Origin of the sequence: Sphingomonas phyllosphaerae (assembly GCF_036946485.1) — a bacterium.
Taxonomy (GTDB): Bacteria; Pseudomonadota; Alphaproteobacteria; order Sphingomonadales; family Sphingomonadaceae; genus Sphingomonas; species Sphingomonas phyllosphaerae_E.
The window spans coordinates 1-21,232 of record NZ_JAQIJA010000006.1 but is presented as its reverse complement, the minus strand read 5'-3'; the positions used below and the strand labels follow the sequence as shown (position 1 = coordinate 21,232).

Genomic DNA, 21,232 nt, shown 5'->3' with positions numbered 1-21,232 from the left:
CATCTTTTCAGGGCGCAGCCAGATAGACGCGCTAGTTCACACCGGATCGGCTGATTTTTCACGCAGCGTCTTTGGTGATGACAGGCGACGCGCTGCGACAACGGGCGTGTAAGAGGGGCCCTGTCTGCTTTCGAGACCGAAGACGCGGTGGGTTAAAGACCACTTTTGGAGCGCATAGCTGTCGTTGCTGTTCGGATGAACAAGCGTCCGCCTAGCCCTCTAAGCACCCGTAACCGGACTGGCTGGTTCCCACCAGAATCCACCAATTGAATTCCGAGGAAAGCACTTCACGACCGGTCGACTTCCGGCGGCATCGGAGCGACAGCAGCGATACAGGACGACCGGCGGGTGGTTCGCCTGCCTGCCCCGGATGAGCCTCTCGCCGGGGCTGTGGCTGGTGGGAGCGGCACGGCGCTGCTCCGCACACGAAGGACCAGCATCATGACCAATCTCAGCGACACCCAGCGCGTCCTGCTCAGCACCGCCGCGCAGCGGGACAGCGGCAGCCTGCTGCCCCTGCCCACTTCGCTTAAGCCTGGCGGCGGCACGGCGAAGGCGATAACCGCGCTCATCAAACATGGCCTTGCTGCAGAGCGTGAGACGAACGACCTCGCCGCGGCGCGTCGCAGCGGAGACGACATGGCCAATGGCGTGTTTATCACGCCCGCCGGTGGCGCTGCCATCGGTATTGACCTTGCGGACCAAGCGGCTGCGGGCGCGGCAGAGGCTGACAAGAAGGCGGCTAATATCACGGCTGCGCAAGACGCGCCGCGGGCGTCACGCGCATCGAGCAAGACGGCCGCGGTCATTGCACTGCTCACCCGCCCCGACGGCGCGACCCTTCCCGACCTCATCGCCGAGACCGGGTGGCTCCCGCACACGACGCGTGCCGCGCTGACCGGCCTACGCAAGAAGGGTCACACCATCACCAAGGGCAAGCGTGACGGCACGACCTGTTACCGTATCGTCGAGGCGGCGTGATGACGGTCACCGACGAGGTCGCCGCGCTCGATGCGCTCGCGCTCGGCGACCTGCGTGTCCGCTGGACACGGCTGGTCGGCACGCCCGTGCCGAAGGTCGGCACCAACATGCTGCGCCTCGCGCTCGCCTGGGAAATCCAGGCGCGGCGCGAGGGCGGGCTGACGCGCGCGACCACCCAGGCGCTCGAACAGCTCGCCCGCGGGCGCACTCGCACCGCATGCCCTCGTGCCGGCATGCGGCTGGTGCGCGAATGGCAGGGTCAGGTGCATGTCGTCGAAGTCGGCGAGGATGAGGTCATCCGCTGGGATGGGCGCGAGTGGCGTTCGCTCAGCGAGGTGGCCCGCGCCATCACCGGCACACGGTGGTCGGGGCCCGCCTTTTTCGGTCTCAAGAAGGTGGTGGCGGCATGAAAACGGTGCGCTGTGCGATCTACACGCGCAAATCGTCCGACGAGGGGTTAGAGCAGAGCTTCAACAGCCTCGATGCGCAGCGCGAGGCTTGCGCTGCCTATATCCTCAGTCAGGCGAGCGAGGGCTGGACCGCCCTTCCCGACATCTATGACGATGGCGGCCTGTCCGGCGGTACGCTTGAGCGCCCGGCGCTGCAGCGGCTACTCGCCGAGGTGGCGGCGGGACGCGTCGACATCATCGTCGTCTACAAGGTCGATCGCCTGACCCGCTCGCTGTTCGACTTCGCCAAGCTCGTCGAAACGTTCGATGCGGCGGGCACGAGCTTCGTCTCGGTGACGCAGTCGTTCAACACCACGACAAGCATGGGGCGGCTGACGCTCAACATGCTGCTTTCGTTTGCGCAATTCGAGCGCGAAGTGACCGCCGAGCGCATCCGCGACAAGATCGCCGCCTCCAAAGCGCGTGGCATGTGGATGGGCGGCAATCCGCCTCTGGGCTATGCGCCGCGTGACCGCAGCTTGACGATCATTCCCGAGGAGGCCGCCCTCATCCGCGACATCTTCGCGCGATACCTGCGGGTCGGCAGCGTACCGGCCCTGGAGGCGGAAGTCCGGGCCGAGCGGATCATGCTGCCCAAACGCGTGACGCTTGGCGGCAAGCCGGTCGGCGGGCGCGAGTTCAGCCGCGGAGACCTTTACGCAATTCTCAAAAACGTCATCTACACCGGCCGCATCCCTCACAAAGGAAACGTGTACCCCGGTCAACATGACGCCATCATCGACATCGCCAACTTTGAGGCAGTGCAGGAGTTGCTCGCTGGCAACGTCCAGGGCCACCGGACCCGGGTCCGCGCGGCAAGCCCCAGCCTGCTAGCCGGTAAGATCGTCGACGCTGCCGGCGAACCGCTGATCGCGACACACGCCAACAAGGGCAAGGTCAGGCACCGCTATTACGTCAGCCGAGCTTTGCACCGGGGGCTCAACGATACCGGCCTTCGTCTGCCCGCGCGTGAGATCGAACCCCTCATCGTCGAACAAACATCTGCGATGTTCAGCGACCCGTTAGCGCTGGCCGCGATCGCCGAGCTCGACTTCGGCGCAGACGATATCGCGCCGCTTCATCGGCGCTGCGAGGCTGTCGCGGGCTCGCTCAGCGAACGCCGCTCCCCTGCCCTGCAAAAGCTCGTGCGGCAGGTAAAGGTGACGACCAGCGAGGTCACGATCATCATCGACGGCGTTGCCCTGGCCGCAACCCTGGAAGCCGACCGCTATCCGCAGGCCGCCGACATGATCGAACTGCATTGTCCGGCCCGCCTCACCCGGTCAGGTCGAGCGCTCCGGCTTGTACAGGACAGTGGCGCGGTCCCGGCCGGCAAACCCGACCCGACCCTAATCCGCTTGCTTATCCAGGCACGCGGATGGTGGGCGACGTTGCGAACTGGCACGATCAACACGAGCGCGCTGGCGGCCCAGGAGGGCGTCACCCCGTCCTATCTCAGCCGCGTGGTTCGCCTCGCCTTCCTAGCGCCCGCGGTCACTGCGGCCATTCTCGTTGGACGGCAGCGTGCGGGCGTGACGGTTGCCAGCCTCACGCTCGGCGATCCGCTGCCGACCGACTGGCAGGCGCAGAAGGCATTGCTGTTGCCGACGGGCGCGCGCCGATAAGGAGCCAACGTCCAATCTGCGGGCGCGCGCAATCGGCCTAAGATCCTTTTCGCTGTCCGACACGATGCCGTCCGCCCGCGAGCGGCATTGTCATTCGTGCGACCGCCTGCTTGTCCGCGCCTGCCGTCCTTTTCCGCAGCATCTGCCCACATTCCACTTGCCTGCTGGCGCAACCAGAGCAATCACGGTCCTGCCCCTCGTGAAAGCCGGGGGGTGGGGCGTGGAAACCCCTTTACGCATGCTCGGTCACGACCATTGTCGGGGCCGGGTGGCATGCGCGCATGTCCAGCCGGCAACGGTAAAGGCGCATGCGCCTGTGCGTAACAGGTTTCCAACATCCGGCTTCGGGCCGTCGCTCCGAGAGGACATAGGTGCGACGAGGAAGCCATCGGCGAAAGCGGCGCACCCGACAGGGAGACATGCGCCATGACGCTGGTTTTGATAGACGATGACGCAACGCAGGTGGTGCACCGCGTGCCGCCAGGCGAAGCGCGACGCGAGGCGACGTTGCGCGACCTTATCGCTGCGCATCCCGGGCTGCTTCCGGTCCACGATCTCGATCGAAGCTACGGGCGGCTCACCACCGTCACCCGCGAGCTCGCCATTCCCGGCGTCGGCTTCGTCGACGTCCTCCTGATCGACGAGAACGGCCGGCTGGTCGTCGTCGAGTGCAAGCTCTGGCGCAACCCGCAAGCTCGCCGAGAGGTCGTCGGTCAGATCCTCGACTATGCCCGCGAGCTTGCCCGCTTCAGCTACGAGGATTTGCAGCGACAGGTCAGTATCGCCACCCGCCGCCAGGGCAACGTTCTTTACACGCTGGCACAGGAGGCCAGGGGCAATTTGCCGGAAGCCGACTTCGTCGACCGGGTTGCCCGTGATCTTGCCGCCGGGCGCTTCCTCCTGCTCGTCGTCGGCGACGGCATCGCCGAGGGCACGAAGCGCATCGGTGAATATCTCCGCAATCAGCCTGGCCTCGCATTCGACTTCGGCCTCATCGAGATGGCCGAATACCGCCACATTGATGCCGCCGGCACCGAACATCTCATCATGCAAGCGCGGCTGCTCGCCCAAACGACGGTCATCGAGCGCCACGTGATCCGCAGCGAGGTGGCCGGCATCACCATCGAAGACACCGCGGTGATTCCCACCGAAAACGTTCGCGCCGCCTCGCCGCTGCCGCGCGTCGCTAGCGATGCGAGCGCGAGATGGCGCAATTTCGTCGACCGCCTGCTTGGTCAGATGCGCTTCGACGACCCCGGACAGCCGCCCGCCCGCAGCGGCGGCACCGGCTGGATACGGGTGCCGCTGCCGCAAGGCCTCTACGTCAACGTCTATCGCAGCAGCAGCGCGGGCGACATCGGCGCCCAGGTCCGCTTTCCGAACGCCGAAGGCCGGGCACTGTTCGAAGGCCTGGCAGCAGAACGCGAGGGCATCGACGCGGAATTCACCCGGCAGGGCCTCGCTCCCCCCGATTGGCGGTTCGGCGATGCACCGGAGATCGTCCTGACGACATCCTCGCCTGCGCCTTGGGATGACGCGGCAGAGGCCGAGCAACGCAACTGGATGGCGCGTATCGCCAACCAGATGGTCAACAGCCTGCGGCCCCGGCTGCTCGGGGCCGAGCGGGAGCTCGCGGCATGACGCGGACACCGCATCTGCTGCTTGGGGCAGCGCTGACGCTCATCGCCGCGCCCGTCATCGCCAGGGACAAGGTCGAGCATCTCTACGGCCCAGCCCCGACGTGGGAGCAATATCGCACCATCGCCGAAGCCGACATCGCACGCCGGCTGGTCGACCCGGAGTCTGCGCGTATCACTTGGCTCGGCCAATATCATAAGGGCGAATGGAAGCCGTTCCTGCAAGGCCGGGTCGCAGGCTACGTCGCCTGCGGGACGGTCAACGCCCGCAACCGGATGGGCGGATATGCCGGCGCGGTCACCTTTGTAACGGTCATCGACTATGACCGGGTAATCTTCGCCGAACTCGACACCCGTGCCGGCGGTATGATCGCAGAAAGCTGCAACAAGGCAGTGGCGGCAGGGCTACTGCCTCGCCTGCCCGAAGCGGCCAACACCACGGCCTTATCCGCTGCCGGCAGCAGCCCCGCAGCTACGACCAGCAATGCGTCGGGTCTGACCCTCCGCGCAATGCCCGATGGCGCCTATATCACCGCTGTTGCGCCCGGCTCGCCGGCCGCCGCTGCAGCGCTCACCCCCGGCATGGTCATCACCAGTGTCAATGCCATCCCGCTTGCCGGCATGGGCGATGCGATGCTGAAGGTCATGGACGCAGCCGGCGGCAATGCGGCGCTGGCCCTTGTCGGTGGCAGAATCATCAAGCTGGGGAGCAAGCCATGAGCCGCTCTTCAGTCCTCGCGGCGCTGTCGTGGCTTGCCCTGGCAACGCCCGCGATAGCCAGAGACATATATGTTTATGGCCCTAAGCCGGACTGGACCCGCTACAAGGAACTTGGCGAGACGGCAGTGCGCGCCCGGCTTGCAGATCCCAAAATCCGCAGCAGACTGCCCGCCGTAGGCAATTGGTCGATCGAATGGCCGAACGGCTACATGGAGGGCGGATGGCGCCACAAGGGGCGCTTCCCTGGCTACCTGTCCTGCGGTCGTCTGCGTGCCGCCAGCCCGGTTGAGGACCGCTATCCGGTCGTCAACTTCGTGGTGGTCATTGACCATGACGCGGCGAAGACGGTCGACATTAGCGGCAGGGAGAGCAACAGTCTCGTCAACGTGATGTGCGAGGCGCTGGTCCAAAAAGGCATGCTGCCACCCGCAAAGCTGATGGACGTATCCCCGGACTTATCCGTAACCGCACTGGGACTCACGATCAGGAGCATGCCGGAGGGCGCTTATGTTGTTGCGGCGGTGGCCGGTGGCCCTGGTGAGCGTGCCGGCCTCGCGCCCGGCATGGTCATCACCCGCGTCAACGGCATTGTGCTCGGCGGCATAGGACCGGCGATGGCCAGGGTACTGGAGAGCGACGTACCCCGTCTCGACCTTGATACCGCCACCGGCCGCCGCCTCATTGTCGAGCGCGCTCGTTGAACCCACGTCAACAGATGGGCTGGTACAATGGCTGGAGCCCGGAACAGCGGATTGCCACGCTGCAAATTCAGCGCGACGCCATTCGTACTGGGGCGATACCAAGACCCGCTACCTGCTTGATCTGCCGCTGCACGCCGGCACCCGGCTCCGAAAACCCAGTGTGGCTGCACGACGAGGACTATAGTCAGCCGCTGCTTGCCTATCATGTCTGCCGCTCGTGCCATCGTCTGCTGCACGAGCGCTTCGAACGACCCGAGCCATGGCGCGCGTTGGTCCACGCCCATGGGACCGGGGACCTGTGGTTCGAGTATCTGACAATGGATCCTGCCGCGCAATGGCGGCCCTTTGGCGAAACCTACCCGGACGGCCTGCCGCGCGGCGGATCCGACAACAGCTGACCAGCGGCAGGCTCAACGTCGGGTGATCCGGCTCGGTCTGTTGATGCGCAATGGTCGCCCGGTTTCGTCCCGCTCGACGAGAAGCAAGCGGGACTTGCGGATATGATATTCGAGGAACTGGGTCATGCTATCAACTTGGTCGTCGTGACGGCCATGGGGAAAGGCTTGCACTTCGCGGCGGAAGTCCTCCAGCCAGGGCGCATCGGTCGGCAACACACACAAGCCTGCCTCAAGCTGGGCGGTGACACCGACAAGGCGACTTTCCTTGTCCTGCGTCATATTCCACATGATCGGGCGCAGTTCGCCACCGGCCCGGAATTCCTGCCAAAGCGCTTTGCCGGTACCGGCATCCTCGATGATGACCTCGTCTGGTTGCCACTGCCGGTTCATCCGCAGCACCGCACGTCGGAGATCGGGATAGGCGAGCCGCTGGCGCAGCACGTGGAGAAGATGCCATTTAGCATGGAGATATCCCCAGGTGGTGCAGACGGAATAGTCTGCACCCGGCGCATCGCTCAGCGCCGTGTCCCAGCTCTGCACGACTTTGAAGCAGCGGTTGCGATCAATCTCACCCTCATAGCTTCCGAACCAGTGGAGCTGGACGACATTGCCCTCGGGCACGACCGGGTTTTGCTGGTATTGCGAGGAGAACACCTGCGGGCCGAGGTTGCGCCGCTGGGCATCGAGCATTTCCCGGGTCAGGCCTGGCCGGTCAAGCAACTCCTCGACGCGGCGATGGTGGAACACGCCTTTGCCGATAGCGAGGTGTTCGTCGCGCTCCGCGATGGCCGGCAGGCAGAGATGCGCGTAGCCCTTGTCGAGCAGGTGCGCGGCAAGATCATCTTCATGCAGGCGCTGCGAGATCGAGATGATGGCGCCGCCGCCAGGTGTATTAAGTCGCGTTGCGAGCGTGCCGTTGAACCAGTCTTTTGCCTCCTCGCGCTTGGCAGCGCTGCGTGCATCATCCGCCTTCAGGCAGTCATCGACGATGATGACGTCCGCACCGTGGCCGGTGACGCTGCCGCCCACCGAGACGGCCTTGCGGCTGCCGCCTTTGGTGGTGACGATCTCGAGCATGCGGTTGCCGTCATCGGCGATGACCGTTCCTGGAAAGAGCTTCCGATACCAGTCCGTCTGCATGATCGCGCGGCACTGGGTCGCGTGGAGGCGGGCGAGGTCCTGGCTGTAGGTTGCGACCATGACCCGCCGCGTCGGATCCCGGCCAAGCAGCCAGGCGACCAGTGCAACCGACGCTGCGATGGATTTGAGATGCCGCGGCGGTACGGTGATCACAAGCCGGGCACCCGACGTCTCGCATGCATCGCTCAGTGCATGGGTGATCGCCCGCAAATACCAAGAGAGCGTCAGCGGCTCGGCGCCCGCATGGAGGTCGCCGTAGACCCGCATGAGAAATAGCGGCAAATATTGCCGCATGCCGGCGGCATGGAGATCGTTCAGCCGCGTCATGACGGCGTCCCCTGCTCAGCAGCAACCATATCGCGCAGCGCTGAAAGGATGGCCTCGTCGTGTTCGTCGAAGTCGACCGGCGGCTGCGAAGATGTAACGGCAGCAGCCGCAGACGCCGTCGTTGCATCGTTGCGGATCACGTCAGCAAGCTCGCGCGTCTCGGCGCTGTCCAACCGGCGCAAGATGAGTTCCATCATGCGCGTGTTACCAGCGAGCGCGAGATCGACGGCGCGGTGCAACATGGCGACCTTGCGGCGCATTGTCTGACGCCCGCCCGCAGTCTTGACCGCGATCTTCTCGTTCATGATCTCCTTCAGCACCGCATCGACACCACGAGCCCCTTTGGGGCGGCCCTTCGGATTGCCCGAGCGGCCCTTTTTAAAGCGGGTCTCCTTCGGAGGCATTTTGTAACCGACCTCGTAGCTTTCACCGGCGTGGCTGCCGGCTGCAGTATCTGCCGGCTGTGCACCTTGAGCCTTGGCGACAGCGGGTTGCGCCGGAACATCGTTGGATGGCCGCGGCGCCGCGACAGGAGATTGCCGCGTGCGGATGCGCGCAACGATGTCCGGGCGGTTCATTGGAACGGGGTTAGCCGCAGTAATGGCGTGCGAATGCAAGAGTTCGGGCATGATTTATCGTCCATCATTGAAGCGATGACAATCGTGCCCGCCGTCTTGCTGGGGCACGACCGGCTGCACATCGGTTAATGTCAGGCAGTGACGAGCCGTTCGTTCGCGCGCCGCTGCGCCGTGGCATCGAAGGTTTCGCTGCTGGTCTCGAGTAAGGCCTTGCCGCCGGTCATCGCCTCCCAGCGCCGGATGGCGACGTCGATGTACCTGGGCTCGATCTCGACGGCGTAGCCCACGCGCTTGGTGCGTTCGCAGGCGAGGATCGTACTGCCCGAGCCCGAAAACGCATCGATCACGATCTCGCCATGCCGGGTCACGTCGCGGATCGCTTCGGAAAGCAACGCCACCGGTTTGACCGTCGGATGATCGGCAAGGTCAGCGTCGCGTGACGCACCGAACGCATTGGCGCCAGCGCAACTCCAGACGTTGGTTCGGTAGCGGCCATGCCTTCCGAGTTCCACCATGTTGGTGTGCGGGGCCGTGCCGTGTTTTAACACCATCACGAGCTCATGCTGGCTACGATACAGGCTGCCCATGCCGCCGTTCGTCTTCGCCCAGACGCACAGGTTGAGGTGTTTGAACCCGACCTCGCGCGCCGCCGTCATCAGTTCGAACAGATGGTGATGGTCCATGAACGCCATGGCGATCCCGCCATCCTTCAGATGCGCTGCCATATTGGCGAGATACGACACGTTGAAGCGGATGAACTCGGCCTCGCTCATCTCGCCGGATGCCATCGCGAACTCGGCATGCTGGCCACCGCCTGAGACATGACCGTTGACGCGGACATTGTACGGGGCATCGGTCAGGATCATGGCTGCGACGTTGCCGGCCATCAACCGCTCCCAACTTGATGGCTCAAGCGATGACGCGCATAGCAGGCGATGGCGGCCGAGCAGCCAAAGATCGCCGGGCTGCGCCACCGGCGTGGTCGGCGGCTCGGGCAGCGCATAATCCGGGTCGGAGGGATCGTCCCCGACCCCTGCCCCGTCCAACAGCACGTCGATCTCGCCTGTCGACCAGCCGAGGATCTCGATGGGTGTCTCGTCCAACTCGATGATGCTTGCAATCTCGAGGCGCAGCAGGTCTTCATCCCACGTCGCCGCGCGCGCGAGTTGATTGTCGGCGAGGCGATAGGCCTTGATCTGCGCCTTGCTCCAGCAACGAGCCACCAGCACCGGCACGTCCTCCATGCCAAGACGGCGGGCAGCCTCAAGCCGGGCATGGCCGCAGATGAGTTCGCCGGCCTCCACGACGAGAAGCGGCATGGTGAAGCCGAACTGGCGTATCGACGCAATGAGCTGCACGATTTGGCGTTCGGGATGCTGGCGCGGATTCCCCGCATAGGGGATGACGTCCTTCAGCCGGCGATATTCGATGGGTCCGAGCCGCTGTTCGATGGCTCGCGACAGATCGCGTAGCGCGGCATCATCTGCAGCAGCGCCGGTACCTTTGCGAGAGCGAGGTGAGGTCTTCATGGTTCGTCCTTCATGTATGGCGGAAGGACGGGACGAGGACCGGGCGTCAGCAGACAGGCGCGATCACTCGCCTGCCCAACCGGTCGGTTGTTCAGCAGGCGGGATGCAAGCTGTTCGCCATGCATCCCAAAGTGATCCCGGATGCTGCTGTACCGTTAGGCGATGCTGCTCGGGCGGAGGTTCAACTCCAGCGCCCCTTATGCCACCACCAAGATGAAAAGGCAATCAGGGCGAGCGAGCGATAATGACGTATTACTTTTGTTGTCAATCGCTTGCACTTACGAACAGTTAGGTTCACCTCTTCCGACCAAATCTCTGCTTTGGATACGCCGCTCCCTTCTTGCATCGACTTTCTTCCCTGTTCGGCCCACGCAATTCCCTGTTATCGACAGCAGGGAATTTGACTTTGGAAGCCGCGGAAAAGCTCGCGTTTTGACGGCGCGGAGATGAGCACGTCGCCTGTTCCCGGCGCCTATTCCCTGTTAATCGCTCAAGATCAGGGAACACAGAATTCCGATCGCAGCACCTTGTACCGGCGTAAAGCGCGCGGAGGAAGGCTGATGGATTGAGCTCGGTCGGTGCCGATTACCGACACCATCGCCGAACAGGGAGCACGGGCAAACAGCGGATCAGTGGTCTTGGTACTGCCCCCCGGCGGCGCGGAGAAAGCGCCCTGTCCTTCCCGGAAGGTCGGTTATCAGGCAATTCTCGGCGGTACGGGGTCGCGTGAGAACGGCCCAGTTTCCCGCGGAAATTCTTGAGAGACGTCGCTCTGAGGCGATGAGACAGGACCGGGTGGCGGGCCGCGCCAGACCCGGATGAGCACTATGTCTACGCTATTCCCCTCTAAATCCCTCTTCGCGACCGTCTAATAGGCCGTCCAAGGTAGTCACGGCCTCGGCAAGCCGTGCCTTCGCCTCGGAAACGTCAATCACTCGGAGAAGATCGTCGCGGTCCGCGTAGCGGAGGACAAGCCGAAGCACCTGGTCGGAATGGCGCATCAAAGTGACGAGGCACTCGCCGCTGGGGCTATTGCGCGCCTGGAACCAGTTCTTGACGGTGCGCTCGTTGCAACCTGTAATCCGAGCAAGCTCCTTCACCTTATGCGGCCGGTCGCCAAATTCGACGGCGAGCGCCGCGGCGATCTCGCGCGCGAACATCGCGGCATCGAGCGTCGAATGTGGCGCCCCGTCACGGTGGGACTGAAAAGTTCGCGCCTTCATGGTCCAAGACATCCCCTCTTGCACGGGATACGGCTGGCCTAATCCAACACAGCAGAGCTACATTCTCGTGGCAGCAGCGGAGCGGTCTGAAGGTTTTGATAGTGGGCCGCCGGCTAAGACGCGGGCCGCTCGCTACGTTCGCATGTCCACCGATCATCAACGCTACTCGACCGAGAATCAGGCAGACGCGATCAGCGAATATGCAGCGCGGCGTGGGTTCGACATCGTGCGCACCTATGCTGATGAGGGGCGCAGCGGCCTCAACATCGCTGGTCGCGAATCTCTGAAGTCGCTGATCGACGATGTTCGCAACGGCCGCACCGATTTCACGGCGACCCGCATCCGCGAACTGGAGCGCCAGCTCGGTCGCAAGACGCTGGAGGTCGAGATACTGAAGGAAGCGCTGGAGCGCTCGCGCCCAAAAAAAGCGAGCTTGCTCATGCACTCGCAGCTGCCGGAGAGCATCCGGTGAGCCTGGTCGCCAGCACGCTCGGCGTCGGTCGCTCAACCGTGTACGACCGCCTGGCCGGCAGCACCCGGGTCCGCGGGCCGTACACCAGGGCCGGCGACGCGGATCTGCTGCCCCGCATCCGCCAGAATCGCCGCGCAGCGGCCAACATACGGCTACCGCCGCATCGCGGCGGTCCTCAATCGACAGCAGCGCGCCGAAGGACTGGCGCCGGTCAATCACAAGCGCGTCTATCGCATCATGGCGGCGGATCGCCTGCTGCTGGCGCGGCGCTACACCGAGCGGGCCGACCATGGCCATGACGGCGTCGTGGTGACGATCCGCTCAAACCTGCGCTGGTGCTCGGACGGCTTCGAGCTCACCTGCTGGAACGGCGAGGTCGTGCGCGGCGCCTTCATCATCGACGCCCATGACCGCGAGATCATCACCTGGCGTGCGGTCGCCAATGCGGGCATCAGCGGTTCGGACGTGCGCGACATCATGCTGGAAGCCGTGGAAACCCGCTTCGGCACCATGCGCGCGCCCGTGCCGGTCGAGATGCTGTCCGATAACGGCTCGGCCTATACCGCCCGCGAAACACGCACCTTTGCCCGGCAACTCGGTCTCAAGCCCTGCTTCACCCCTGTCCGCAGCCCGCAGTCCAACGGCATCTCGGAGGCCTTCGTCCATACCCTCAAACGCGATTACGTCCGCGTCTCGCCGCTGCCGGATGCTCCCACCGCGTTGACATCCCTTGCCGGATGGATCGAGGACTATAACGACAACCACCCCCATTCAGGACTCAAAATGCGTTCACCGCGCGAACATCGCGCATTGGTTTCTGCAACCGCTTGAACCCGTCCGGTGAAACGGGGGCCAGATCAGCGGCCAACAACAGGTGCTTGACCGGCGCGTCGTGCGAGCCCCGGCGACCGAAAACGTGAATGATCCGATCGCTGGCGCAAGTGCCATCATCCCGCTCTACAAACGCACGGCTTTGGCCTGGCTCGCTGGACGCCAAGCTACTGCGCCACGGATTCGCCGTCACCGGCGTGGACATTGTCCCAAGGCACTTGGCTGGTGAACGATATGCGACGCTTCGATTTCCCCGCCCGGTTCAACGGCATCATCGCCTAGCATAGCTTCTTCCATCTCGGTTGCGACGATCAGCGGGCCATGATCCCGCATTTTGCGGCACTGGTCCGTCCTGGCGGGTCGGTCATCACTTCCGGCCCGGAAGCCGACGAAGCCTGGGCGAGCGGCAGTGTGAGCCGCTGTTCCACGTCAGCCTTGCTCCGGATTGCCGCATTCTGCGCGCGGGCAGGATGCTGCGAGATGACGATCCGTGCGCCGCGATCGTTGAGTTCGGCGACGAGAGCGTTGTTATCGAAAGCCTTATCGGGAATCAGCCCGGCGAAGGCGATACTGTCGATCAGGGTCGGCACTTCGACACTGTTATATCGGTGGCCGGGCATGAGTTGGAAGCGCACCAGATTGCCGAGCGCCGCTGGTGACAAGGCGCATCTCAGCCGGCGTCAGCATCGCCCCTTCGCATACCGCGGCCGGCTGAACGGTTCGACGCGCCACGACCGCTCCAGCGATCGGCCGCGATCGTGTTGAAGGTCCGCGCGAATTGGTCGGCGGTGCACGGCTTCGTGAGGATCGCCGTCGCTAGCGCCCGCGCGTCAGGGTCTTCGGGATTGCCGGTGACGAAAATTGCCGGCACCGTGCCGCACAATGCATGGATGCGCGCGACAGCATCTGGCCCGCGCCCGCCCTTCTCCAAGTCTACATCGGAAATGATGACGGTTGGAGGATGGTGCCTCGCCGCCTCGATTGCCGCCGCCTCGTCGGCGACGATCTCAACGGAAGACGCGCCCGCGTAGATCGCGAGGTCTTTGTAGCATTGCGCCAACAAAAACTGGTCTTCGATCACCAAGACATGCCGCATGTCTCCTCCTGTCGTTTCCCCTTCGTGGTGGGCACAACCCGGCTCATCCTGATTCAGTTCAACGCGAACCAGTTTTTGCAACTATGTTGCGTGGAGATCACATCTGATGACGATCCGGATCGGGCCGTTATAGGCGCTGCTGACGCGCGCGTCGCCAACCATCAGCTCCGCAAGTCTGATCGCGAGGCCGCGGGCGTGCTGGCATCGGCTAAGTGCCACACCCACTTTCTCGACAGCCCGCGCATCGTGGACAGCACGTCCGCGTCGGACTTCCGGTTCGCGGACCTGAAGGAGCGATCCGGCACCGCGCTCGGCCGCCTCGATCCAGTGGAGCGCGCGATGGGGCTGATGGGGGGCTATGGGATGCAGCTCTGGCCGATTCTCCAGGACATGCACCAGCTCAGAGCGACCTGCGGCGAACGCGCCGGCACGTCCGGCCCGGCGAGCATCTTCAGCGACGGCACGCGCTCCGAAAGCGCCAGCGGCCACGTCGCCGCGCGCCGCTGCCGGACGGAATCATGCGGATGAATCCTGTTCGCTGAGAACTTCGCGGTCTACGGCGTCCGCAAGGTCTGGCGGCAGATGATGCGCGAGGGCTTCCCGGTCGCCCGCTGCACCATCGAGCGGCTGATGCGCGATATGGGTCTACAGGGCGTGATCCGGGGCAAGCCGGTTCGCACGACGATGAGCGACAAGGCAGCGCCGTGCCCGCTGGATCACGTCAACCGCAGGTTCTACACGCCAGCGCCGAACATGCTGTGGGTGTCGGATTTCACCTACGTCGCGACCTGGGCGGGCTTCCCTCTACGTCGCCTTCGTCATAGACACCTACGCCAGGCGGATCGTGGGGTGGCGGGCGAGCAGAACGGCGCATGCCAGCTTTGTCCTCGATGCCCTGGAGCAGGCTCTCCATGATCGCCGGCCGGCCCATCGGGGCGGTCTCATCCATCACAGCGACCGGGGGTCGCAATACGTGTCCATCAAGTACACCGAGCGCCTCGCCGAAGCCGGGTTAGAGCCATCGGTTGGCAGCGTCGGCGACAGCTACGACAACGCTTTGGCCGAGACGATCAACGGCCTCTACAAGGCCGAGGTGATCCACAGGCATGGACCGTGGCGCAGCTTTGAAGCCGTCGAATACGCCACGCTCGAATGGGTAGACTGGTTCAACCATCGCCGGCTGCTGGAACCCATCGGCAACATCCCGCCTGCCGAAGCCGAAGAGGGATATTATGCTGCCGCGGACATCATCGGTATGGCAGCGTAACTCACAACCCATGGCCTCCGGCAAACCCGGGGCGGTTCAATAGGGACTTCAAGGCTCTTGACGAGAAACTTCGTCGTCCGGAAGCCCGTGCCCTGCTTGGCAAGTTCCGCTCGCAGTGGAATGCCTATCTTCAGCAAGATCAGGCGCTGCTCGCCCTTTCGCGCCAGAACAAGAACGCCGAGGCGACCGCATTGATGCGCGGCAAATCGCAGCAGACTTTCGATGATGCGTCCAGGACGGCGGGCGATCTGGCGAAGTTTGAGGCGGATATGGCCACGGCCGCGGGCGACCAGGGCGATGCGGCTTATGCGCATGCCCGGCTGCTCCTGATCGGCGCGGTGCTCGCGTGCTTCGTAGCACTGGGCATGATCCTGATGACGCTGGTTCGGCAGGTCGCCAAGCCCGTCTCGGCGATGACCGCAGCCCTTGGCGAACTTGGCAAGGGCCGGATGGATGTGACGGTACCGGTGGAAGATCGGGCCGATGAGGTGACCGCAGGCGTAAGGCTCGTCGGCGAGACGGGTACGGCGCTCAACGACATCATCGGCAAGATCGGCGAGGTCAGCGTTCTGGTCGGCGAGATCACGGGGGCGACCGAGCAGCAGGCGACCGGGCTTCAGCAGGTCAACACCGCCGTCGCCGAGATGGACGGCGTGACCCAGCAGAACGCCGCCATGGTCGAGGAGGCGACCGCAGCCGCTCGCAGCCTCGCCGCCGAGGCGGACGGGCTCACCCGCCAAATCGCGCGTTTCCGCACCGGCGATGCACCGGTCGCAGTCGCCTCGCCTGTCCACCAGCTTCAGGACCGCGCCGCGTCGGCCGCGCGTCGGATCGTGAAGCCGGTGCCACGGACAGTGGGCAACACCGCGATTGCCGACGATTGGTCCGAGTTCTGAAGGGGCACATCATGACCCAGCAGCTCATCACCTTCCAGCTCGACGACCAGATGCTCGGCGTGGACGCCATGGCGATCCGCGAGATCCGCGCCTGGTCGGCGGCGACCCCGCTTCCCAACACGGCGGCCCACGTCTGCGGCGTCGTCAACCTGCGTGGTGTCGTGCTGCCCGTGCTCGACCTCAAGATGCTCCTAGGTTGGGGCGCGACCACGCCATCATCGCGCCACGTCATCATCGTCGTGCAGCTCGGGAGCCAGCTTCAGGGACTGATCGTCGATGCGGTCAGCGACATCGTCATGGTCGACCGCGACACCATGCAGCCGCCCCCCGACTGCGGCGATCCGCGTACCCGCGATGCGATCGAAGGCATCGTCATGCTTGGTGATCGCATGGTTATGGTGCTGGCGCTTGCCTGCATCGAGGCCGAACAGGCTGCAATATCAGAAGCGGCGTAATTCGAGCGCCCCGTCTACCCGTCTGAGGGCTGCACGCTAGAACGTCGGCGCTCACGTTCGCGAAAGAACTCTGCGCCCCTTTAGCGCCACCCTTCCTTCGTTACATCGTCCGCTTCAACAGCGCAGAGCAAGGCACCAGCCAGGACTTCGACATGCAGCTCGTTAGCCTTGGTCATGCTGACAAGCCGGCCCTGATGATTGATCCGCAGCACTTTAAGGCGATCAGCCTCACGTATCAGAGCCAGCAGTTCCGCATCGCGTTTCGTCTGTCCAGCCATCGTAACTCCGCGCTAATTATTCAACCGTTCGCTCGGCCCTCCTATGATAACCTATGTATCCACCTAGGTATCGTCCAGACGTGCTGTTTGTCGGTACGCTTCGCGCAGCTTCCCGATTTACCATCCTTGTGGGAATGCCTCGAAAGTCGTGATCGTCGTACCGGCTATTCCTCATGCTGCGTGTCGATGACCGGAATCCGGGCATGGTTACCCCGGTGGCATTGCGGGTGCCGTGGGCTCGAACGCCAGGTGATAGATGATCTCGCCGGCCTCGGCGACCGGCAGCGACGGCGCATGTTCGAGCCACCAGCCGACCGCGGTGAATGTGGCGCTCACCTGATGGATCAGCGCCAGCGGGCGGGGCAGCCAGGCGGGCACCGGCGCGGTGCCCTGTTCGGCCGCCGCGAGCGCCAGGCGGAGCAGATCGCGGCGGGTGGCGTCGGCGGCGGCCACCAGCAGCGCCGTGCAGGTCGTGCGGTTGGCGTCGACGAAGCGCACGATGGCGTCGACGATGCCGCGGACGTCGCCGGCCGCCCCCAGCGCCAGCATCGGCGGCGCCAGTTCGGCGATCAGCGTCGCGGCGACGTCCGACAGCAGCGCCTCGACGTCGGCATGATGGCGGAAGAAGGTCGCATAGCCCACGCCCGACCGGTCGGCGACCATTCGCGCGGTGATGGCGGACAATTCGTGGTCGGCGAGCAGCGTGACCAATGCCTCGCGAAGCCGCCGGCGGGTGCGCCGGACGCGCAGATCGCGGGATCGCCTTTCCTCGCCCATTGCTTTATGGTTCATGACTGCTCATATAATGGCGACGGAGGTCGATATGAAGACTTGTCGTATAGCTGCCCTGATCACCGGCGCGATCCTGCTGGCGGCGCCCGCCGCCGCCTCGGCCCGGCCCTGGCAGATCGAGGGAACCGCCGTGGTCGACGGTGCCGGCCGGCCGGTCGCGCTGCGCGGCGTCAACGTCGGCAACTGGCTGCTGTGGGAAGGCTGGATGTTCGGCGGCACGCTGATCGGCGGCGAGAGCGTGATACTCGATCGCGTCGCGCAGGTATCCGGTTCGAACGCGGCGCGCCGCTTCCACCGCCGCTATCAGGACGCCTTCATCAAGGAGGGCGACATCGCCGCGATGGCGCGCGCCGGTTTCACCGTCATTCGCCTGCCGATCAATTGGCGCAGCCTCGTCACCGACAACGACTGTCTGGCCTGCGACGGCCAGGGTTTCCGGCATATCGACCGGCTGCTCGGCTGGGCCAGGGGGCATGGCCTCAAGGTCATCCTCGACATGCATGCCGTGCCCGGCGCGCAGGCCGGCCTCCTCACCGCCGACACCACGCTCGGCAAGGCGGATTATTGGAAGGATCGCCGCCACCAGATGCGGCTGGTGGCGCTCTGGACCGAGGTGGCGCGGCGCTATGCCGGCGACGACACCGTCGCGGGCTACGACCTCATCAACGAGCCCAGTGCGCCCTCGGGGGCGGCTTTGGTCGCCGCCTATCGCGAACTCATCGCCGCGATCCGCCGGGTCGACCGCGACCACATCATCTGGGTGGAGGGCAACAGGCTCGGCTCGGACCTGTCGGTGTTCACGCGGCCGCTAGGGCGCAACGTCGGCTATTCGACCCACATCTATACGTTCCCGTTCGATCGCCGCGCCGAGCGGCTGTCCGCCGCCGCCGAGGCGTCACGCCGCCTGAACGCGCCGGTGTGGGTCGGCGAGTTCGGCATGGCCGACGACGCCACCACCGCGCAGACGATCCGCATGATCGAGGCGACGCCCGGCGTGGTCGGCTGGACTTACTGGAGCTGGAAGCGCGCCGCCAACGGCAAGCCCGCCCCTTGCGCGCTCGACATGCCCGCGGCGTGGAAACAGGTCGCGCCGTGGGTCACGGGCGGCGTGTTCCGCCGGGCGCCGCAGCCGCAGGTGTTCGACCGCGGCATCACGGCGCTGCTCGCCTACATCGAAGCCGAGCGCTGCGTGCCGGCGCCCGGCATGATGGCGGCGCTGGGCGCGCGGCCGTGACCGTCCGTTACCCGATCGCCGTCCGGGCAGGATATATCCAAGCGCCGTCAGCGTTTCCGGCATCCACGATATGGAGAAACCATGAAGTCCGTCCTGCCTCTCGCCATGATTGCGGCGCTGTCTGCCTGCGCGACGAACCGTCCCGCCGGGCGTCCCTACGGCAACGACATGCTGCCCGCCCAGCACCCCTATGGCAACGACGCGCTCCCCAGCGCCGAGGTCACGGCCTTCCAGGCCGCGGAAGCACGATTCCGCTATCGGGATGCCCGCATCGAGCGCGATGCGAATGGATGCGCCGTCTATCGGGGGACGACGCCTGCCGGGCAGGTGAAACGGGAACCGCTGCTCGATCCCGCCGGCAAGCCCGTCTGTTCGCCGCGCTGAAGTGGCGTGTTTCCCTGGCAGGGTTCCCAATCGGGAAGCGCGGGAGAGCGACGGCGCATAGCGAAGGCGACACCTTATTACACACCTCCCGCCGTTGCATCATCCTTCAATGATGACGTTCGGCTTTTCCACGTTACTCGATCTTCTGAGTTGGATCGTGGCTGTCACACTAGGTGCGAAGGTCTTGGCAACGCTCATACTGCTCAACTTCGATAAGAGCGTCTGGGATCGGCCAGGGTGGGGGGCGGTCCTTTGGTGGTCTACCAAGATCACGCCGATAATCGCGGTGCCTTGCGTCATCTGCATCGCGTGGTTGCAGGGCATGAACGATCAGGTTTGGATTTTTGTCGGCTTGATGGTGTTTGTCATGGTCGCAGTGCCGTGGAAAATCCGCCAGCGCCGAGCACGGATAGCCGATCGGGCGACCGTGAAATCAAGGTCGTAACGTTAACCCCTCGGAATGCTCGCCACCGCCGATCATTCCCGAAATTCGATCATTTTCCGTAAGGCCCGACCGTTCCCGGTCATTCCCCAGTCCGGGCAGCACGATCGCGGCCAGAGAAATCCGGTCAGCTTCCTCCGAGCACTTTCCCGTCGACCGTCTGATCGTAATAATCGCCTTTGGCGTGAAACTGCTCCCGGGCCTCTGCGACCGTAGCGGACTGCCGCGGATCACGCGGGCGCTCGCGGCTATCGACATATGCGCCGACGTCCCACGCCTGCTGGTCCGTCAGGGTGTTGCCCTGACCATAAGGCATGTTGGCCTTGATGAACCCGGCCGCGGACGCCACCCCGGTCATGCCCGCGCCCCAGTTGTAGGAGCGTGGCCCCCATAGCGGCGGGATAGTGTAGGTGCCGTCCGGGTTCGCCTCTCCTTGCCCGTTCGCGCTGTGGCACGAAGCGCACTGGCCGGCGAACACTGTCGCGCCGCGAGCCGGATCGTGCCCAAGCGGAGTGGCGGCGAGCTTCACGAACCCGCGACCGGGCAGCAGCTTGCCAGACGGCGCGCCGGTCGCGAGCCAGGCGAAGTAGCTCTGGAGATCGCGGTAGATATCGTCGCCGTAGGGCGGCGGGGTGCCGGCCTTCGAGGCGGGCGCGTTCATCGAGTAGAGAAAGCAGTCGCGGATGCGGTCCTCCATCGTGTTCATCCGGCCGTTCTTCGCGCGATAGGCCGGGTAGCCGACCCAGGCCGCCCACATCGGCGAGGCATCCGCCTTGCGCCCGGCATCGAGGTGGCAGTTGCTGCATGTCAGGCCGTTGCCGACGTACTGGCCGCATCGGCCGAGGTGGCGGTAAAGATCAGGCGACCGCGACGGATGGCGTCGCCGTCCGGCCCGGCAGGGATGGTGCTTTCCGCCGGTGGGGGAGAAGCTGGCGTCCGCTGCCGCCTCGTCCGGTGCCCGCACTGGCGCGTCAGACTGACCGACCTTGTAGGTGACGACGAGGACGAGCAGCGCGGCGGTAATGCCGAAAATAATACGCTGAGCATCGCCATCGTCGCCGGGCGTGGGTGGGTAGCGGTTCGGTCATTTGACCGCGCCGAAGTGGTTGAGCGGCACCTTGAGGAACGCTGTGCCGCAAGCTTCCGCTTCCGGCAGGCGGCCGCCGCGGATATTCACCTGGAGCGCAGCGAGCATCAGGTCCGGGAGCGGCAGGGTCGCGTCGCGCTTCTCACGGGTGGCGACGAACGTCGCCTCGTCGATGCCGTCATGCACATGGATGTTGTCGCGACGCTGGTCCGCCACGGTCGATCGGCCGACCACCTCGCGCCTGTCCTTGCCGTAGTCGTGACCGACATAGGTCGCGGTCTCGGGCGGCAGGTCGAGGATCGTCCGGATCGAACGCCACAGCGCGCCCGCGTCGCCGCCCGGGAAGTCGGCGCGGCTGGTGCCGCTGTCGGGCACCATCAGCGTGTCATGGACGAACGCGGCGTCGCCGACGACGTAGGTGATCGAGGCGAGCGTATGCCCCGGCGACAACATCACGCGGGCGTCGAGCGAGCCGATCTGGAACGCCTCGCCATCGGCGAACAGCGTGTCCCACTGGCTGCCGTCGACGGGCAGGTCGGTCAGACAGTAGATCGTCTGCCAGAGCTTCTGCACATCGACGACCTTCGCGCCGATCGCGGTCCGGCCCCCGGTCTTGCCCGCGATGTAGGGCGCGGCCGAGAAATGATCGGCATGGGGGTGAGTGTCGAGCACCCATTCTACCGTCAGTCC

The 21,232-nt window shown here is 64.9% G+C and carries 22 protein-coding genes and 3 pseudogenes; 15 read left to right on the top strand and 10 right to left on the bottom strand.

Going from position 1 to position 21,232, the window contains the following annotated elements:
- Positions 1 to 441: 441 nt before the first annotated feature.
- From PGN16_RS16015 to PGN16_RS15985, 7 genes are all read left to right on the top strand, one after another.
- A complete protein-coding gene (locus PGN16_RS16015) occupies positions 442 to 981 on the top strand; it encodes a DUF3489 domain-containing protein (protein ID WP_335310383.1) in 540 nt (179 codons plus the stop codon).
- Entirely contained in the window at positions 981 to 1,391 is a 411-nt protein-coding gene (locus tag PGN16_RS16010) for a DUF2924 domain-containing protein (RefSeq protein WP_335310382.1), read from the top strand. Before PGN16_RS16015 ends, PGN16_RS16010 begins: the two co-directional genes overlap by 1 nt.
- Positions 1,388 to 3,055, top strand: coding sequence for a recombinase family protein (locus PGN16_RS16005; protein WP_335310381.1), 1,668 nt, complete (start codon positions 1,388 to 1,390; stop codon positions 3,053 to 3,055). Before PGN16_RS16010 ends, PGN16_RS16005 begins: the two co-directional genes overlap by 4 nt.
- Positions 3,056 to 3,481: 426 nt before the next feature.
- Entirely contained in the window at positions 3,482 to 4,696 is a 1,215-nt protein-coding gene (locus PGN16_RS16000) for a hypothetical protein (RefSeq protein ID WP_335310380.1), read from the top strand.
- Positions 4,693 to 5,412 carry a PDZ domain-containing protein gene (locus PGN16_RS15995; protein WP_335310379.1) on the top strand — a complete coding sequence of 240 codons (720 nt, stop codon included), beginning with the start codon at positions 4,693 to 4,695 and terminating at the stop codon, positions 5,410 to 5,412. The genes PGN16_RS16000 and PGN16_RS15995 overlap by 4 nt, the downstream gene beginning before the upstream one ends.
- Positions 5,409 to 6,113 (top strand): hypothetical protein, encoded by a 705-nt coding sequence (locus tag PGN16_RS15990; RefSeq protein WP_335310378.1) that lies wholly within the window; start codon positions 5,409 to 5,411, stop codon positions 6,111 to 6,113. Before PGN16_RS15995 ends, PGN16_RS15990 begins: the two co-directional genes overlap by 4 nt.
- 14 nt (positions 6,114 to 6,127) lie before the next feature.
- Positions 6,128 to 6,511 carry a hypothetical protein gene (locus tag PGN16_RS15985; protein ID WP_335310377.1) on the top strand — a complete coding sequence of 128 codons (384 nt, stop codon included), beginning with the start codon at positions 6,128 to 6,130 and terminating at the stop codon, positions 6,509 to 6,511.
- Between the two features lie 12 nt (positions 6,512 to 6,523).
- On the opposite strand, the gene terL is transcribed toward PGN16_RS15985, so the two are convergent.
- From terL to PGN16_RS15965, 4 genes are all read right to left on the bottom strand, one after another.
- Positions 6,524 to 7,978 carry a phage terminase large subunit gene (gene terL, locus PGN16_RS15980; protein ID WP_335310376.1) on the bottom strand — a complete coding sequence of 485 codons (1,455 nt, stop codon included), beginning with the start codon at positions 7,976 to 7,978 and terminating at the stop codon, positions 6,524 to 6,526.
- Positions 7,975 to 8,607: a DUF5681 domain-containing protein gene (locus PGN16_RS15975; RefSeq protein WP_335310375.1), complete on the bottom strand. Its 633-nt coding sequence runs from the start codon at positions 8,605 to 8,607 to the stop codon at positions 7,975 to 7,977. The genes terL and PGN16_RS15975 overlap by 4 nt, the downstream gene beginning before the upstream one ends.
- 80 nt (positions 8,608 to 8,687) lie before the next feature.
- The gene (locus tag PGN16_RS15970; RefSeq protein ID WP_335310374.1) at positions 8,688 to 10,085 is read right to left on the bottom strand and encodes a site-specific DNA-methyltransferase; all 1,398 of its coding nucleotides are present in this window, start codon (positions 10,083 to 10,085) and stop codon (positions 8,688 to 8,690) included.
- 836 nt (positions 10,086 to 10,921) lie between these two features.
- Positions 10,922 to 11,308, bottom strand: coding sequence for a homeobox domain-containing protein (locus tag PGN16_RS15965; RefSeq protein WP_335302116.1), 387 nt, complete (start codon positions 11,306 to 11,308; stop codon positions 10,922 to 10,924).
- Positions 11,309 to 11,369: 61 nt separating this feature from the next.
- On the opposite strand from PGN16_RS15965, the pseudogene PGN16_RS15960 reads away from it, so the two are divergent.
- Positions 11,370 to 12,611: pseudogene (locus PGN16_RS15960) on the top strand (IS3 family transposase).
- Positions 12,612 to 12,922: 311 nt separating this feature from the next.
- Here the strand turns inward: PGN16_RS15960 and PGN16_RS15955 are convergent.
- On the bottom strand, positions 12,923 to 13,273 hold the full coding sequence (locus PGN16_RS15955; RefSeq protein ID WP_335310373.1) for a hypothetical protein: 351 nt from the start codon (positions 13,271 to 13,273) through the stop codon (positions 12,923 to 12,925).
- 8 nt (positions 13,274 to 13,281) lie between these two features.
- Positions 13,282 to 13,707 carry a response regulator gene (locus PGN16_RS15950; protein ID WP_335306915.1) on the bottom strand — a complete coding sequence of 142 codons (426 nt, stop codon included), beginning with the start codon at positions 13,705 to 13,707 and terminating at the stop codon, positions 13,282 to 13,284.
- A gap of 132 nt (positions 13,708 to 13,839) precedes the next feature.
- Between PGN16_RS15950 and PGN16_RS15945 the strand changes: the two are divergent.
- From PGN16_RS15945 to PGN16_RS15930, 4 genes and pseudogenes are all read left to right on the top strand, one after another.
- A pseudogene (locus PGN16_RS15945) lies at positions 13,840 to 14,139 on the top strand (TraM recognition domain-containing protein); the annotation flags it as partial.
- Positions 14,140 to 14,247: 108 nt separating this feature from the next.
- Positions 14,248 to 14,974: pseudogene (locus PGN16_RS15940) on the top strand (IS3 family transposase); the annotation flags it as partial.
- Positions 14,860 to 15,870, top strand: a complete 1,011-nt coding sequence (locus PGN16_RS15935) for a methyl-accepting chemotaxis protein (RefSeq protein WP_335310372.1) — start codon at positions 14,860 to 14,862, stop codon at positions 15,868 to 15,870. The pseudogene PGN16_RS15940 and the gene PGN16_RS15935, both read left to right, overlap by 115 nt.
- Positions 15,871 to 15,881: 11 nt before the next feature.
- Positions 15,882 to 16,325 carry a chemotaxis protein CheW gene (locus PGN16_RS15930; RefSeq protein WP_335302112.1) on the top strand — a complete coding sequence of 148 codons (444 nt, stop codon included), beginning with the start codon at positions 15,882 to 15,884 and terminating at the stop codon, positions 16,323 to 16,325.
- 80 nt (positions 16,326 to 16,405) lie between these two features.
- Here PGN16_RS15930 and PGN16_RS15925 read toward each other — a convergent pair whose 3' ends face one another.
- Both PGN16_RS15925 and PGN16_RS15920 read right to left on the bottom strand, forming a co-directional pair.
- On the bottom strand, positions 16,406 to 16,603 hold the full coding sequence (locus tag PGN16_RS15925) for a hypothetical protein (protein ID WP_335302111.1): 198 nt from the start codon (positions 16,601 to 16,603) through the stop codon (positions 16,406 to 16,408).
- A 207-nt stretch (positions 16,604 to 16,810) separates the two neighbouring features.
- Complete coding sequence (locus PGN16_RS15920; protein WP_335302110.1) at positions 16,811 to 17,395, bottom strand: TetR/AcrR family transcriptional regulator; 585 nt, start codon at positions 17,393 to 17,395, stop codon at positions 16,811 to 16,813.
- Positions 17,396 to 17,426: 31 nt separating this feature from the next.
- Between PGN16_RS15920 and PGN16_RS15915 the strand changes: the two genes are divergently transcribed.
- From PGN16_RS15915 to PGN16_RS15905, 3 genes are all read left to right on the top strand, one after another.
- The gene (locus tag PGN16_RS15915) at positions 17,427 to 18,629 is read left to right on the top strand and encodes a glycoside hydrolase family 5 protein (protein WP_335302109.1); all 1,203 of its coding nucleotides are present in this window, start codon (positions 17,427 to 17,429) and stop codon (positions 18,627 to 18,629) included.
- A gap of 81 nt (positions 18,630 to 18,710) precedes the next feature.
- Positions 18,711 to 19,013, top strand: coding sequence for a hypothetical protein (locus tag PGN16_RS15910; RefSeq protein WP_335302108.1), 303 nt, complete (start codon positions 18,711 to 18,713; stop codon positions 19,011 to 19,013).
- 112 nt (positions 19,014 to 19,125) lie between these two features.
- Positions 19,126 to 19,458, top strand: a complete 333-nt coding sequence (locus PGN16_RS15905) for a hypothetical protein (protein ID WP_335310371.1) — start codon at positions 19,126 to 19,128, stop codon at positions 19,456 to 19,458.
- 124 nt (positions 19,459 to 19,582) lie between these two features.
- On the opposite strand, the gene PGN16_RS15900 is transcribed toward PGN16_RS15905, so the two are convergent.
- On the bottom strand, positions 19,583 to 20,419 hold the full coding sequence (locus tag PGN16_RS15900; protein WP_335310370.1) for a c-type cytochrome: 837 nt from the start codon (positions 20,417 to 20,419) through the stop codon (positions 19,583 to 19,585).
- A gap of 120 nt (positions 20,420 to 20,539) precedes the next feature.
- A partial coding sequence (locus tag PGN16_RS15895; RefSeq protein ID WP_335310369.1) for an MBL fold metallo-hydrolase occupies positions 20,540 to 21,232 on the bottom strand: 693 nt, incomplete at its 5' end.

Excerpts from the sequence above, each read along its gene's own strand:
- PGN16_RS15970 (WP_335310374.1), bottom strand. The coding sequence starts at position 10,085 with ATGAAGACCTCACCTCGCTCTCGCAAAGGTACCGGCGCTGCTGCAGAT.
- terL (WP_335310376.1), bottom strand. The coding sequence starts at position 7,978 with ATGACGCGGCTGAACGATCTCCATGCCGCCGGCATGCGGCAATATTTG.
- PGN16_RS15975 (WP_335310375.1), bottom strand. The coding sequence starts at position 8,607 with ATGCCCGAACTCTTGCATTCGCACGCCATTACTGCGGCTAACCCCGTT.
- PGN16_RS15935 (WP_335310372.1), top strand. The coding sequence starts at position 14,860 with ATGGGTAGACTGGTTCAACCATCGCCGGCTGCTGGAACCCATCGGCAA.
- PGN16_RS15905 (WP_335310371.1), top strand. The coding sequence starts at position 19,126 with ATGACGTTCGGCTTTTCCACGTTACTCGATCTTCTGAGTTGGATCGTG.
- PGN16_RS15995 (WP_335310379.1), top strand. The coding sequence starts at position 4,693 with ATGACGCGGACACCGCATCTGCTGCTTGGGGCAGCGCTGACGCTCATC.
- PGN16_RS16000 (WP_335310380.1), top strand. The coding sequence starts at position 3,482 with ATGACGCTGGTTTTGATAGACGATGACGCAACGCAGGTGGTGCACCGC.
- PGN16_RS16010 (WP_335310382.1), top strand. The coding sequence starts at position 981 with ATGACGGTCACCGACGAGGTCGCCGCGCTCGATGCGCTCGCGCTCGGC.
- PGN16_RS15915 (WP_335302109.1), top strand. The coding sequence starts at position 17,427 with ATGAAGACTTGTCGTATAGCTGCCCTGATCACCGGCGCGATCCTGCTG.
- PGN16_RS16005 (WP_335310381.1), top strand. The coding sequence starts at position 1,388 with ATGAAAACGGTGCGCTGTGCGATCTACACGCGCAAATCGTCCGACGAG.
- PGN16_RS15990 (WP_335310378.1), top strand. The coding sequence starts at position 5,409 with ATGAGCCGCTCTTCAGTCCTCGCGGCGCTGTCGTGGCTTGCCCTGGCA.
- PGN16_RS16015 (WP_335310383.1), top strand. The coding sequence starts at position 442 with ATGACCAATCTCAGCGACACCCAGCGCGTCCTGCTCAGCACCGCCGCG.
- PGN16_RS15965 (WP_335302116.1), bottom strand. The coding sequence starts at position 11,308 with ATGAAGGCGCGAACTTTTCAGTCCCACCGTGACGGGGCGCCACATTCG.
- PGN16_RS15910 (WP_335302108.1), top strand. The coding sequence starts at position 18,711 with ATGAAGTCCGTCCTGCCTCTCGCCATGATTGCGGCGCTGTCTGCCTGC.
- PGN16_RS15930 (WP_335302112.1), top strand. The coding sequence starts at position 15,882 with ATGACCCAGCAGCTCATCACCTTCCAGCTCGACGACCAGATGCTCGGC.
- PGN16_RS15950 (WP_335306915.1), bottom strand. The coding sequence starts at position 13,707 with ATGCGGCATGTCTTGGTGATCGAAGACCAGTTTTTGTTGGCGCAATGC.
- PGN16_RS15985 (WP_335310377.1), top strand. The coding sequence starts at position 6,128 with ATGGGCTGGTACAATGGCTGGAGCCCGGAACAGCGGATTGCCACGCTG.
- PGN16_RS15925 (WP_335302111.1), bottom strand. The coding sequence starts at position 16,603 with ATGGCTGGACAGACGAAACGCGATGCGGAACTGCTGGCTCTGATACGT.
- PGN16_RS15920 (WP_335302110.1), bottom strand. The coding sequence starts at position 17,395 with ATGAACCATAAAGCAATGGGCGAGGAAAGGCGATCCCGCGATCTGCGC.